This is a genomic window from Actinokineospora baliensis (assembly GCF_016907695.1).
Taxonomy (GTDB): Bacteria; Actinomycetota; Actinomycetes; order Mycobacteriales; family Pseudonocardiaceae; genus Actinokineospora; species Actinokineospora baliensis.
On sequence record NZ_JAFBCK010000001.1, the window covers coordinates 6101970 to 6115526 of the forward strand.

General features: G+C 72.0%; 9 protein-coding genes. 4 read left to right on the plus strand and 5 right to left on the minus strand.

The features are described 5' to 3' along the window. Window positions 1-107 precede the first annotated feature (107 nt). On the minus strand, window positions 108-1736 hold the full coding sequence (locus JOD54_RS27150; protein WP_204454552.1) for an ABC-F family ATP-binding cassette domain-containing protein: 1629 nt from the start codon (window positions 1734-1736) through the stop codon (window positions 108-110). Window positions 1737-1920: 184 nt separating this feature from the next. Between JOD54_RS27150 and JOD54_RS27155 the strand changes: the two genes are divergently transcribed. Beyond that, window positions 1921-2691, plus strand: coding sequence for an SDR family oxidoreductase (locus JOD54_RS27155; RefSeq protein WP_204454554.1), 771 nt, complete (start codon window positions 1921-1923; stop codon window positions 2689-2691). Here JOD54_RS27155 and JOD54_RS27160 read toward each other — a convergent pair. The 4 genes from JOD54_RS27160 to JOD54_RS27175 form a co-directional block, all read right to left on the minus strand. After that, complete coding sequence (locus JOD54_RS27160; RefSeq protein WP_204454557.1) at window positions 2688-2936, minus strand: hypothetical protein; 249 nt, start codon at window positions 2934-2936, stop codon at window positions 2688-2690. The two genes, JOD54_RS27155 and JOD54_RS27160, sit on opposite strands and share 4 nt — an antisense overlap. 43 nt (window positions 2937-2979) lie before the next feature. Further along, window positions 2980-3648, minus strand: coding sequence for an acVLRF1 family peptidyl-tRNA hydrolase (locus JOD54_RS27165; protein ID WP_204454559.1), 669 nt, complete (start codon window positions 3646-3648; stop codon window positions 2980-2982). A 1045-nt stretch (window positions 3649-4693) separates the two neighbouring features. Beyond that, window positions 4694-7489, minus strand: coding sequence for a S8 family serine peptidase (locus JOD54_RS27170; RefSeq protein WP_204456675.1), 2796 nt, complete (start codon window positions 7487-7489; stop codon window positions 4694-4696). A 208-nt stretch (window positions 7490-7697) separates the two neighbouring features. Continuing rightward, on the minus strand, window positions 7698-9251 hold the full coding sequence (locus tag JOD54_RS27175) for a deoxyguanosinetriphosphate triphosphohydrolase family protein (RefSeq protein ID WP_204454562.1): 1554 nt from the start codon (window positions 9249-9251) through the stop codon (window positions 7698-7700). A 414-nt stretch (window positions 9252-9665) separates the two neighbouring features. On the opposite strand from JOD54_RS27175, the gene JOD54_RS27180 reads away from it, so the two are divergent. The 3 genes from JOD54_RS27180 to JOD54_RS27190 all read left to right on the plus strand — a co-directional run bounded on the left by JOD54_RS27180 (window position 9666) and on the right by JOD54_RS27190 (window position 13231). After that, window positions 9666-10784 carry a lycopene cyclase family protein gene (locus tag JOD54_RS27180; RefSeq protein ID WP_307860323.1) on the plus strand — a complete coding sequence of 373 codons (1119 nt, stop codon included), beginning with the start codon at window positions 9666-9668 and terminating at the stop codon, window positions 10782-10784. A 108-nt stretch (window positions 10785-10892) separates the two neighbouring features. Continuing rightward, window positions 10893-12578 (plus strand): GGDEF domain-containing protein, encoded by a 1686-nt coding sequence (locus JOD54_RS27185; RefSeq protein WP_204454570.1) that lies wholly within the window; start codon window positions 10893-10895, stop codon window positions 12576-12578. A gap of 74 nt (window positions 12579-12652) precedes the next feature. After that, window positions 12653-13231 carry a DUF2867 domain-containing protein gene (locus tag JOD54_RS27190; protein WP_204454575.1) on the plus strand — a complete coding sequence of 193 codons (579 nt, stop codon included), beginning with the start codon at window positions 12653-12655 and terminating at the stop codon, window positions 13229-13231. Window positions 13232-13557: the final 326 nt, after the last annotated feature.

Consider the following 13557-nt stretch of genomic DNA (forward strand, 5'->3'; position numbering starts at 1 on the left):
GCCAGACGAGACGAGCAAATGGTTGCCCGACCCGGTGATCACCGCCGATGCCGGTGGCGGGACTCAGCGTGATCTGTGAATACAAGATCCCAGCAAAACGGCCAATTTCAGGCGAGCTGAACGAGTTCGAGGTACTCGGCAGACCAGTGGTCCTCGGTCCCGTCTGGGAGCAGGATCACCCGCTCGGGTTCCAGTGCCTCGACCGCGCCGGGGTCGTGGGTGACCAGCACGACCGCCCCGCTGTAGCGGCGCAGCGCGTCGAGCACCTGCTCGCGGCTGGCCGGGTCGAGGTTGTTGGTCGGCTCGTCGAGCAGCAGCACGTTGGCGGCGCTGGAGACCAGGCCCGCCAGGGCCAACCGGGTCTTCTCGCCGCCCGAGAGGGTTCCGGCCGGCTGGTCGAGCTGCTCGCCGGTGAACAGGAACGTGCCCAGCAGCGACCGCAGCTGCTGCTCACCGGTGTCGGGCGCGGCGTGCCGGATGTTGGACCACACGCTGGCGGCGTGGTCGAGCGTCTCGTGCTCCTGGGCGTAGTAGCCCAGCCGCAGCCCGTGCCCGGCGATGACGCTGCCCGAGTCGGCCGCCTCCATGCCGCCGAGCAGCCGGAGCAGGGTGGTCTTGCCCGCGCCGTTGAGGCCGAGGATGACGACCCTGGACCCCTTGTCGATGGCCAGGTCCACCCCGGTGAAGATCTCCAGCGAGCCGTAGGACTTGCTCAGCCCCTCGGCCAGCAGCGGGGTCTTGCCGCACGGGGCTGGCTCGGGGAAGCGGATCTTGGCGACCCGGTCGGCCTGGCGGACCTCGTCGAGGCCCGCGACCAGCTTCTCGGCCCGCTTGATCATGTTCTGCGCGGCGACCGCCTTGGTGGCCTTGGCGCGCATCTTGTTGGCCTGGTCCAGCAGGACCCCGGCCTTCTTCTCGGCGTTGGCCCGCTCGCGGCGGCGGCGCTTCTCGTCGGCGGCGCGCGCGTCGAGGTAGCGCTTCCAGCCCATGTTGTAGATGTCGACCTCGCCGCGCATGGCGTCGAGGAACCACACCTTGTTGACCACGTCGCCGAGCAGCTCCACGTCGTGGCTGATGACCACCAGACCGCCGTTGTGGCCCTTGAGGAAGCCGCGCAGCCAGGTGATGGAGTCGGCGTCGAGGTGGTTGGTCGGCTCGTCGAGCAGCAGGATCGTGCCGGAGCCGCCGCCTGCGCCCGCCTCGGAGGCGGCGAACAGGATGCGGGCCAGCTCGACCCGGCGGCGCTGCCCGCCGGAGAGGGTGCGCAGCGGCTGGGCCAGCACCCGGTCGGCCAGGCCGAGGTTGGAGCAGATCCGCGCGGCCTCGCTCTCCGCGGCGTACCCGCCGAGCCCGGCGAAGCGCTCCTCCAGCCGCCCGTACTTGCGGACCGCCTTGTCGCGCACCGAGTCGTCGGCGTGCTCGGCCATGGCCGTCTGCGCCTTCTCCATCTCGCGCAGCAACTCGTCGAGCCCGCGGGCGGAGAGCACCCGGTCCTTCGCGGTGACCGACAGGTCGCCCTCGCGCGGGTCCTGCGGCAGGTAGCCGAGCTCGCCGGTGCGGCGCAGCTCGCCGCCGTAGGGCTCGCCCTCGCCCGCCAGGACGCGCAGGGTGGTGGTCTTGCCAGCGCCGTTGCGCCCGACCAGGCCGATCCGGTCCCCGGCCTGGATGCGCAGCGTGGCGTCGGCGAGCAGGATGCGCGAGCCCGCGCGCAGTTCGAGGTCAGTTGCGGTGATCAAGGCGAAGCTCCGTGGGTGGGGTGGTCGTGGGCAGGGGTGATCCGCTCGCGTGCCGTGACCCGCGAGCTCGCCCGCCCATCAGTCGATGAGCACAGCCCAGACTTCCTGCAACCCTGCGGCGAGAACCACGGGTCCAGTCTAACGGTGGCGCGCCACTGTGATTGCGCCGGCTAGAGTCGCGGGCATGCAGACCGCCGAGTTCGCAGGCAAGGCCGCGCTCGTCACCGGCGCCAGCAGGGGGATCGGGCTGGCCATCGCCACCGAGCTGGCGCGCCGGGGCGCGGCGGTGGCGATCAGCTCCCGCAAGCTGCCCGACCTGGAGGAAGCGGCCGCCTCGATCGTGGCGGCGGTGCCGGGTGCCCGGGTACTGGCGGTGGCGGGCAACACCGGTGTGGGTGAGGACCGCGCCGAGGTGGTCACCCGTACGGTGGCCGAGCTGGGCGGGCTGGACGTGCTGGTGAACAACACGGGCATCAACCCGGTGTACGGGCCGCTGGTGGACGCCGACCTCGACGGGGTGCGCAAGACCTTCGACACGAACGTGGTGGCCGCGCTGGGGTTCGTGCAGCTGGCCTACCGGGCGTGGCTGGCAGAGCACGGCGGCGCGGTGGTCAACATCGCCTCGGTGGCGGGCCTGCGCTCGACCGGGGTGATCGCGGCGTACGGGGCGAGCAAGGCGGCGCTGCTGCGGCTCACCGAGGAGCTGGCGTGGCAACTGGGGCCCGCGATCCGGGTGAACGCGGTGGCGCCGGGCGTGGTCAAGACGAAGTTCGCGACGGCCCTGTACGCCACCCGGGAGGACGAGGCCGCCGCTGTCTACCCGATGAAGCGGCTGGGCACCCCGGAGGACGTGGCGTCGCTGGTCGCCTTCCTGGCCTCGCCCAGCGCCTCCTGGATCACCGGCGAGACCGTCCGGGTCGACGGCGGGCTGCTCGCGACCGGGTCGCTGGCCTAGGTGGTCGACGCCGGGGTCGGCGTCTGGACGGGCGGCGAGTTCGGCCGCTGCCCCCGCGGCTGGGCGTCCGGCGGAACCGGCGGGTGCGGCGGCGGCCGGTCGTAGCGGGAGTGCCCCGGTCGGTCGGGACCGCCGGGATCGCCGATCGCGTAGCCCGCGATCCCCCCGACGAGCAGCAGCACGGCGCCGCCGAGCCCGGCCACCAGCAAGCTGACGGTCCGGCGCGGCGCTGGGGTCTCGGTCACGGCACCACTGTGCGCCCCGAACCTGTGCGTCGGCTGTGAACGATCATGGATCTTTCACAACGATTTCAACCGAGAACACCCGCTCCGCCGCCTCCTCCAACACCGACCGCCGCGGCTCGGCCACGTCGAGCACCCGGTCCTGGGCGATCGCGAAGACCGGCGCGAGCGCCCGCACCCCCCGCAACACGTCCAACGCCTGCCGATCGCCCCCCAACACGACCGCCGCGAGCTCCCCCACCCTCGGCACCAACACCTCCCCGACGTCCTTGGCCGCCGCCTCAAGCGCCTGCCGAGCCTGCCCCTCCCGCCGCCTCGCAAACCGCTGCTGCGACCACCCGCCTGCCGCGCTCCGCCCCTGCACCAAGTGCCGGTCAGTCCGCGAAACCAACACCCTCCCCGGCTCGACCACCCCCAAGCTGTGCCCACCCCGCCGCACCAAAACCAGCCCCACCCTGCGCGGCACAGACAGGTGCTCCACCAACCCCCCGATCACCAACCCCGGCCACTCCCCCACCCCCACCAACCCCCCAACCCACACCCCCACCGTCGCGGTAGCACCGTCCGCAGCGGTGCAAACCACCTCCCGCTCACCGACCAGGGTCCGCACCACCCCGCCATGCCGCTCCCCGAACCTCTCGAACCACCCCGCCACCCGCCCCACCGAAACCTCCACCGCCCGCCCACCCCCGGGGACGGCCCTGGTCCTGCTCATCTCCCACCTCCTCCCCCACATCTGAACACATTCACGCCCACGCCAGCGATGTCCGAGCAGCAGGACCCGCGAGGCTTTGAGTGTTCCAAGTGGCCGGTAGTCGTGTTTGGGCAATGGTGCAGGAGGCGAACATCGCCAGCTGGACACTCGGAAGCAGAGCTACCAGAAGTCGCCAGTGCCAACCCAACCCCACCGAGCCAGCCCCGCCAGCCCAACCACCCGACTCCGACCACCGAACCCAGCCACTGGACACTCGGAGCAGGCGGTGCCATCCCAGCCGCCCTACCCCGACGTCTCAAGCGACCACTGGACACTCGGAGTCGCTGGTGCCATCTGCTCGATGGGGTGGACCTGTATTGTGTGGGGGGACGGCAGCCGTAGCGTCGCCTCGCTGCAGGGCCATGCTTTTCGGCCCCTGCTTTGCGGTCCTGCCACGGCTGTCGTAGGGGCCCCGCACAAAACAGGTCCACCACATCGAGCAAAGCTCGAAACTCGCGGACCGGGTCGCGATGCCGCAGGCGGAGCCGACCAACCCACCGAGCCAGCCCACCAGCCCACCCCCCGAGCTGGCCCACCCAAACCCAACCCACCGAGCCAACCCCACCAGCCCCACCACCGCCCCCGGAAGTCGCTGGTGCCAACTGCTCGATGGGGTGGACCTGTTTTGTGTGGGGGGACGTCAGCCGTAGCGTCGCCTCGCTGCAGGGCCATGCTTTTCGGCCCCTGCTTTGCGGTCCTGCCACGGCTGTCGTAGGGGCCCCACGCAAAACAGGTCCACCACATCGAGCCTGCACTTAAATCGCGGATCCAGCCGATGGCGCAGCCGAGGCGACGATCCGATGCAAGGCGCGAAGCGACGAGCCGAAGATCATCTACCCCGGGATCCCCCGATTTCCATCCTACCGCGACACACCGACAACCCAGCCGCAGCAACAGATCCCTGTGGACCATCCACCACGTTGTGGACAACCAAGCACAGCAACCCACAGCGACACAGAAACGGCCGCCCGGCACCGCAGCGCCGAGCGGCCGTCTCCCCCTTAGATCAGCCGCCAGGCGGCGGCGTCAAGTACCCGTTCACGTGCAGCGACACCGCGCGGATCGCACCGGCGTCACCGCCCGCGGCGTCCACCACCTTGTACGTCCACACGCCGTCCGCCACCACGGCCGCGAAGCCGCTCAGTGCCGTGACCGGTCGCCACGAGCCGGTGAACGGGGCGTTCGCCGACGTCACCGTTGAGAAGGCCGCGGTGGCAGCGTCGGTGAAGACGACCTGGCAGAAGTTGTTTCCGCCGCCGCCGCTGCGGGTGTGCAGGGTGGCAACCGCGCCGTTGGGGGCGGTCAGGGTGCCGACGAGGTCACCGACGAAGGTGTGGTCCAGGCCGACGGTGGTCGCGCCGGTCGCGGTGCTGCAGGTGGCGCCGTCGACCGAGAACGTGACCTTGGAGGCCCGGCCGACGCCGCTCACCGGGATCGACACGCTGGCGCCGAGCGGGTTGTTGTCGGGGATCGCCACCGGTGCGCCGGAGTACGCGAAGTCCCGCACCACCGGTGAGGGGCGCCCCACCGGGAAGCTGAAGGACGCGCGGGTCGGCGACGCCGAGGCCGCGAAGGTCACCCGGGCGTCGAGGACGACCGGGGTTCCCACGGGGTGGCTCAGCGGGACGACCACGGTGAAGGTACGGGTGACTGTCTGTCCCTTCTGGACGGTCCCATAGCCCTGCGAACGCGGCGTCACGGTGGTGTTCGCGGTCGGGGAGGTCAGCACGACGCTGGTGGAGACCGCGTCGGCGTCGCCGGTGTTGGCTACCGGGAGGGTGACCGAGACCGTGTCGCCCGGGTCGACCAGGCCGCCGCCGTCGGTGGGGGCGATGGTCGGGTTCTGCGCCAGCGCGCGGGGTTGCGGGCTGGCGCCGGTGTAGGCCAGGACCCGGTCGGCGAGGATGATGCCCGCGCCGGTGCGGCTGTCGAAGCCCGCCGGGCCGAGGTCGAGCGCGGTGTTGACCAGCGCCTCCCTGACCTCCGCCTGGGCGATGCCCGGGTTGCCGGAGAGCACGAGGGCGGCGATCGCGGCGGCGTGCGGGGCGGCCGCGGAGGTGCCGAAGAACGGGTCGAAGCCGTCGACGCTGGTGAGCACGCCGTCGGCGGCGGTGATGTCGGGCTTGGCGCGCACCTCGCCGCCGGTGGCGCTGACGTTGCCCGGGGTGATCGGGGTGCCGTCGGCGTTGTAGAAGACCCGGCGGGGGCCGTCGGAGGAGAAGCGCTCCAGCGCGGAGGTCGCGCTGAACGAGCCCGGGTACGGGCCGCGCGGGTTGGCCGGGTCACCCGGCTCCAGGTCGAACGGCAGCGGACCGGCCGCGGGCGCGGCGGCGACGCTGAAGGCGCGCTTGGCCGCGGAGTGGCCGACGGTCACACCGGGGGTGTTGAACGCCTTGAGGCCGTCGGCGGAGTCGGTGAAGCGGCCGCGCAGCGCCGAGAGCGACAGGTACCGGTTCTCGCCGTAGAACTTCACCACCGCCAGCCGCAGGCCGGTGCCGCCGAAGGTCGGCGTCTGCAGGATCTCGTACGGGTCCTGCTCACCGTCCTGCACGTCCTGGCTGAAGGTGACCACGTTGCCGTTGCGGTCGAACAGGTACAGGTCGTAGTCGTTGGCGGAGGCGCCCAGCGGGTCCGACCAGTGCAGCGTCACCGGCACCTGCGCCGAGGAGGCGTTGGAGATCGGCTGGAACACCTGCGTGGTGGCCGTGGGGTCCCAGTCGTGCGCGGTTCCGGCGAACTTGCCGACGATGCGGCCGGAGTCGCGGAAGTCGCCCTCCCAGTGCCCCGCGGTGCCATCGGCGACGTTGCCCTCGTTGCCCGCGGAGGAGAAGTACAGCGCGCCGTCGGCGGTGACGTCGTTGACCGCGCGGGCGATCAGGCCGTCCTGGAACGGCGACTCGACGAAGTAGAGCACGTCGTCGACGATGATGTCGCAGTGCAGTTGCGCGCGCAGCGCGCGGATGTTGTCGGCGAAGCTGGCCTCGCTGTTGAACGCCGACGCGAAGCCGAGCGCGGCGCCGGGTGCGAGGTCGTGCAGGATCTCCAGCATCGCGGTGCCCTCGTCGCCCTCGCCCTCCTGGGTGGGCAGCACGTCGACGGCGGGCAGTTCACCGGCGGCCTGCGAGGCGGCGAGCGAGTCGACGCCGTCGGACAGCGCGCAGATCTTCACCCCGACGCCGGTGACCCCGTACTCGGCGCGGGCGGTGTCGGCGTTGTGCGCGCGGTCGCCCTCGCTGGTGACCAACGCGGCGGTGCCGCGCTGCTCGATGGCCGACTGGACGGCCGCGGCGACCCTGGCTTCCTTCTGCTCCTTGGTTTCCTGCCGCGCGGGGGTCTTGCTCGACTTGGCGGACGCGGTGATCGCGCCGCTGGCCGCGGCGACCTTGCGCACGTCGGCGCGGCCGGAGATGCCGGTGAGCGCGGCGAAGGGCACGTCCGCCCGGATCTCCCCCAGGTCGGTGGACACCGCGCGGATGCCAGCGCCCGACTTGGTCAACGCGCCGAGCAGGTCGTCGCTGACCTTCTCCACGCTGATGTCGACCAGCACGCTGCCACTGGCCGAGAGCTTGACCCCGCTGCGCAACTGCGGGAGCGCGGCCGCCGCGGCGCGGTCGGTGCGCAGCCGTTGTTCCACGGCGAGCTTGCTGTCCAATTTGGACTCGGCCTTGGTCTGGTTCTGCTTGAGCCGCTGCAGGGCGGCGATCTGGCGGGACGCGGTGTCCTGCACGGCGGTGTGGCCTGCGGGCAGGGGTTGCGCCGAGGCGGGCGCGGTCATGCCCGCGATCAGCGCGAGCGCCGACATCCCCGCGATCAGGCCGTTCGAGGCGCGTTTGGATAAGAACGAGCGATCGGACGTACGCACGGGTCCTCCCCCGCTAGTGCGTGCCCCGACCCACGCCGCCCATCGCCGGGAGTGCTCCCGACCAGGTGAACGTATGGTTCACACCAACGAGGTGACATCTACCGTTCGAGTGATAGTCACCGTCCAGTTGTAACGCTCGGTATTTTTCTCACAGCACCGAAAGGTCCGACCAGAACTGTCCGGTCCGGCCGGACAGCGCCTCGAGCAGACTCGCCGCCTGGCCGTCGGCGAGCGAGGCGGCGAAGTCGATGACCGCCCGCCCCCTGGCCAGCGCGAGCACCGTCGCGGCGCCGTCCGGCCACTCCCCCGTCGCGCCGACCAGCGCCCCCGGGTCGTCCTGGGCCAACCGCCCGTACTCCACGCGCGCCAACTCGACGAGGTCGTGCAGCCTGCGCGGCAACCGGTCGGCCTCGTAGCGGTCGCCGAGCCACTGCTCCAGCGCCTCAACCAACTTGGTCAGCAACCGCGCTTGGCCGCGCTGGTGCAGCGCCAGGTCCGGGCGCAACAGCACGAACCGGCGGTGCACGAACTTGAGCACCTGCACCTCGTGCCACTGCTGGGGACCGAGCAGCACGTGCCCGGAGCGGGTCGGCGGGTCGGCGACCACGTGCACACCGGCGACCAGCCGCGCGGTCCACCCGGAGGAGAACCGGCCGAACGCCTGCTCGGCGGCCACGGACCCGTCGAACGGCATGGACAGCAGGTCGTCGACCAGTTCCGCGCGCACCCGCGACACCGCCGCGCCGAACGCGTCGTCGTCGACCACCCAGGAGTCGCGGGCGTGCAAGCGCCTGCGCAGCCGCTCCAGCGACTGTCCCGGGCGGCGGCTGGCGTCCAACTCGTCGGCGTCGAGCTTGGCGAACTCGGCGCGGTCGGCCTCCCACTGGCCGAGCTCGGCCGAGACCGGGGCGTGCTGCAGGACGCCGATGCGGTGGAAGTCCTCGAGGTCGTGGATCGCGTAGGCGATGTCGTCGGCGTTGTCCATCACGGACGCCTCGACCGTCTGCTGCCACGGCGGCACCAGCCCGTCGAACACCGCGCGCGCCTCCCGCAGGTCGTCGAGTTCGGTGACGTACGCGGAGAACTTGCTCGACCCGGTCCCCGGCGCGTCGGGCGGCTCGGCGGCGCCGCGCGGCGGATCGGCCATCCGACTGGGGTGCTCGGCGGGGTGCGAAAGCCTGGTCCACGGGTATTTCAGCGTCGCGGCCCGCACGGCGGCCGTCAGGTCCAACCCGGCGGCCGCGGGCCCCCTGGTGTCGGTGGTGGTGATGATCCGGAAGCTCTGCGCGTTGCCCTCGAACCCGTCCGGCAGGCCGAACCGGTGCCGGGCGAGCCGGTCGAGCACCTGCTCCCCGAGGTGGCCGAACGGCGGGTGCCCCAGGTCGTGCGCGAGCGCGGCCGCCTCGACCACATCGGGGTCGCACCCGCCGAGCTGGTCGATCAGATCGGCGGCCCCGGGGTCGGCGGTCAACCGCTCGGCGATCGCCCTGGCGATCTGCGCGACCTTCAAGCTGTGCGTCAGCCGGTTGTGCAGCACCCCCGACCCACCCGCGCTGACAACCTGGGTGACCCCGCCGAGCCGCGCGAAGAACGGCGAGGCCACGATCCGGTCCCGGTCGGCGCGAAAGGGGTTGGCGGTCAGATCCCCGCCCCCACTGACCCCGTCTCGCCGCGCGACCCGCCGCTGGTGAAGATCGGACATGCCCCCGAGCCTAGGCCACCCCGCCGACGATCCCCGCCCGCCGCACCCACTGGACAGCACTCGCGAGGCCCACGATCACGCCCCCCACCAGCACAAACCCGCCCCAGCCCTGCCACAACGCCCCGCAACGCCCCCGCAACGCCCCCACGACGGCCCCCACCCAGACCCCACCCCATCCCGGGGGATCCCCCACGACCATTCTACCGGCGGGGAGTGACAGACGATCTTGGTTGACGGGGCGGGGAGGGGCTTCTGTGGATAACTCGGGTCGCTGAACCGGGTGATGTTTGGGCGGGAGCGGCAACGGCCCTGGCCTGGGCAGAGGTCGCCGAGCAGGCGACCGCGAGCGGCACCGAGCCGGTTGGTCGACCACGGCCAGCGGCGGCGACCGATGAGATGTTGGGAAGGAGCGCCGTGCGCAGGGCGGATGTCGTGGTGGTCGGCGGTGGGCCCGCGGGGTGGGCGATCGCCGATGCTTGTGGGCGGGCGGGGTTGGGGGTGGTGGTGATCGCACCGGGCGGCAAGCGGGTCTGGGCGGCCACGTTCGGGGTGTGGGCCGATCAACTCCCGGGGCGGTTCCCGGGGTTCGCCAGCGCCAGGGTGTTGGGGAACGGGCGGGAGTTGGGGCGCGAGTACGTCGTGCTGGACAACGCGGCGGTGTGCGCCGAGCTGTGGGCCGGGCCCGCCGAAGCGCTGGACGACGAGGTGGTGGAAGCGCGGTTCGGGCGCCGGGGCGCGACGCTGTTGTTGGGGTCTGGGCGGCGGGTGGCGTGCGCGGTGGTGGTCGACGCGAGTGGGCCGCGGCGGGTGGTGTCGGGTGGGCCGCCGCGCGGGGTGCGCGTGGAGCAGACGGCCTATGGGGTTGTGGTTCCTTCGGCCGCCGCCGACGGGATTGTCCGATCGGGTGACGCGATCTTGATGGGGTGGGACCGCCCGCCGACCTTCTTGTACGCCGTCGGGGTGTCGTCCGACCGGGTGTTGCTGGAGGAGACGTCACTGGCGGCCAGACCCGGGGTCGGGTGGGACGTCCTGCGGCGACGACTGCACCAGCGGCTCGAGAACGAGCCCGCCGCGCTGGCGGTCGAACGGGTGCGGTTCCCGGTGGACCTGCCCGCGACGCCGTTGTGGCACCGGGGTTCGGTTCCGTTCGGCGCCGCGGCGGGGATGGTGCACCCGGCGACCGGCTACAGCGTGGGTGACGCGCTGGCGCTCGCACCGGTCGTGGCCGACGCGATCGGCGACGCGTGGCCCCGGGGCCCGGTCGCGGCGGCCGCAGCCGGGCGGGCGGCGGTGTGGTCCGCACGGGCTCGGGTCGTGCACGCGATGCGGCTGCACGGATTGCGCGCTCTGCTCACCCTCCCCCCGGACCGCCTGCCCGAGTTCTTCGACGCCTTCTTCGCACTGCCGCCCGACCTGCGGAAGGCGTACCTGAGCGGCCGGGAGGACGTCGCCGGGACGGCCGGGGCGATGGCGGCCGTGTTCCGCACGACCCGGTGGGAGATTCGCCGGAAATTGGTCCTATCGCGGTATTGACTACCCGGATGACCGCCGCTCGGCCGGGTTTCATTCTTCCGGGTACAGCTGGGTGAACAGATGGTGACCAACTATCCCCTGAGCTGGTGGGCCAGGCACGATGTCAGGGTGACCGTCGCGCCGGACGTCAGGTTCGCCTTCCAGCCGCTGCTCAGCACCCGTACCGGTGAGCCGATAGCCGTCGAGGCCCTGGCCCGACCGCGCACCGGGAACGTCTACGACCTGCTCCGCGCCGCGGGCAAGGCGGGCAGGCTGGTGCAGACCGACATCTCACTGGCCAGCCGGGCCGTGCTCGCCAGCGTGCGGCAAGACCCGCCACTGCCGCTGCACGTCAACATCGTCGCCGCCACCGCGACCGCGCCGCAGGAGCTGCTGCGGTTCCTGCGGCCCTCGCTCAGCCAGACCGGGCGCAAGCCGCGCGACATCGTCCTGGAGGTCACGCCGCCGTTCAGCCGGGTGCACCGGGCTGAACTGATCCGCGGGCTCGCGGTGCTGCGCGAAGCCGGGTACGGGATCGCGTTCGACTCCCTCGGCGACGGCGACCTGCCGCTGTCGCTGCTCACCGACGTCGGACCGGACCTGATCAAGCTCGACGCGCACCTGGTCGCCGGGTTGCCCGACGACGCCGCGTGCCTGGCGGTGGTCGAGTGCCTGGCGCAGTACTGCACCCGCACCGGCACCCGGCTCGCCGCGGTGGGCGTGGAGTCCGAGGAGCAGCTAATGTGCCTCAACCGCGTGGGGGTGCGGTTGGCGCAGGGGAACCTGCTCGCCGGGGCGAGCCAGGAGGGCGGGATCGCGCTCCCGCTGCCCCGGCCGGTCGCCGAGATCATCGAGTTGAACGCGACCACCGGCGCCGCGCCGATCCCGGTGGTGTCGGACTACCTGCGGCCCGCGACCACGATGGCGCAGGACGCGATCGCCGAGGAGGTCCGCGACACCTTCGCCGAGAGCCCCACGATCAGCGGGATCGTGCTGGTCGACGCGGAGGGCAGGCCGGTGAGCACGTTGCCGCGCAGCCGGTTCCTGCTCGCGGTCACCGGGATGTACGGGCACGCGCTCAACGCCAAGAAGCCCGCGGTGCGCCACGGCGACATCCCGCGCACCATCCGCGCCGACGCGACCTGCCTGCAGTTGCTGGACCTGGTCGGTGACACCGACTGGGACCGGCACGGCGACGAGGTCGTCGTGGTCGACGCCGACCGGGTGTGCATCGGCGTCGTCCGGCTCTCCGAGGTCGTGCGCGGCGTCGCCGAGGCCAAGATCGAGCAGGCCGCCGCGCTCAACCCGCTGACCCGCCTGCCCGGCAGCGACGTCGTCGACCGCGACATCGACCGCCGCATCCACAACGCCGAGATGTTCGTCGTGGCCTGGCTCGACGTCGACTCGTTCAAGCTGGTCAACGACACCGTCGGCTTCGCGGCGGGCGACGACCTGATCCGCCACATCGGCCGCGAGCTCGCCGACGCCGAACGCGACCTGCCCAGCACCAGGGTGGCCCACGTCGGCGGCGACGACTTCCTGGTGGTCACCGACCTCGACGAGATCACCGCGCTCGCCGCCCGGCTGGTCGACCGCCAGTGGACCACCGAGGGCATGAGCGTCAGCGTCTCGCTCGCCTCGCTGGTCTGCGCCGTCGGCTCGGTCCACTCCTACCGCGAGGCCTCGCGCCTGCTGGCCCCCTTGAAGAAGCGGGCCAAGTCGGTCCCCGGCTCCAGCTGGGTCCTCGGCCGCCCCGGCAGCGACCGGGTCGAGGTCCTGCGCGGTTCCCGACCAGCGCACGCCAGGGTCAGCTGAGGTCCTAAGTGGACTCCGGTGCCACTTCGCCGCCCGGTAGGATGGGGCGCGGCGGGGGAAACGGAGACACCGACATGCGACTTCCCGACACGGCGCACACCGACCGGCCGTGGCGCATCCACGAGATCGCCCCCGACTTCCACCTCGAGGACGTCTGGGCACTACCCACCCCCGGCACCACCGACGACTTCCCCCGCCTGGTGCGCCTCGCCGCCAACCGCGACTCCGCCGACACCCCGTCGCGCGCGGCCCGCGCGCTGGTCGCGATCCGCCGCACCCTGGGCACGTGGTTCGGTTGGGACACCCCGGACTCCGGCGTCGGCACCCGGGTAGCGACCCTGCGGGACCGACTGCCCGCCGACCTGCTGGCCGCACCAGCGGGACCCGCGTTCCCCAACCGCCCCTTCACCCCCGTCTACTTGACCGACACCGAATGGGCGGCCGAGATCGCCAACCGAACGGTCCACGCCGTCATGCACCTGTCCTGGGTCCCCGACGCCGCAGGCGGCTACCGAGGCCAGATGGCCGTCCTGGTCAAACCCAACGGCACCCTCGGCAAGGCCTACATGAAAGCCATCACCCCCTTCCGCCACCTGATCGTCTACCCACCCCTGATCCGCCACTTCGGCCAGGCCTGGCAGTCCCAGCCCTAGCCCAAGCCCAACCCGCCGAGTCAGCCCCGCCAGCCCGACCACTGGACACTCGGACCTTCCGGTGCCATCTGCTCGATGGGGCGGACTTGTTTTGTGTGGGGTGGCGGCAGTCGTAGCCTTGCCTCGCTGCAGGGCCATGCTTTTCGGCCCCGGCTTTTGCGGTCCTGCCACGGCTGGTGCAGGGGCCCCGCGCAAAACAAGTTCGCCCCATCGAGCACCCCGCACCACCACGGATCCAGCGCAATGCCGAAGGCGAGCCGACCCCGAAGCCGCTGGTGCCAACCCAGCCCCCCGGAGTCAGCCCCGCCAGCCCGACCACTGGACAC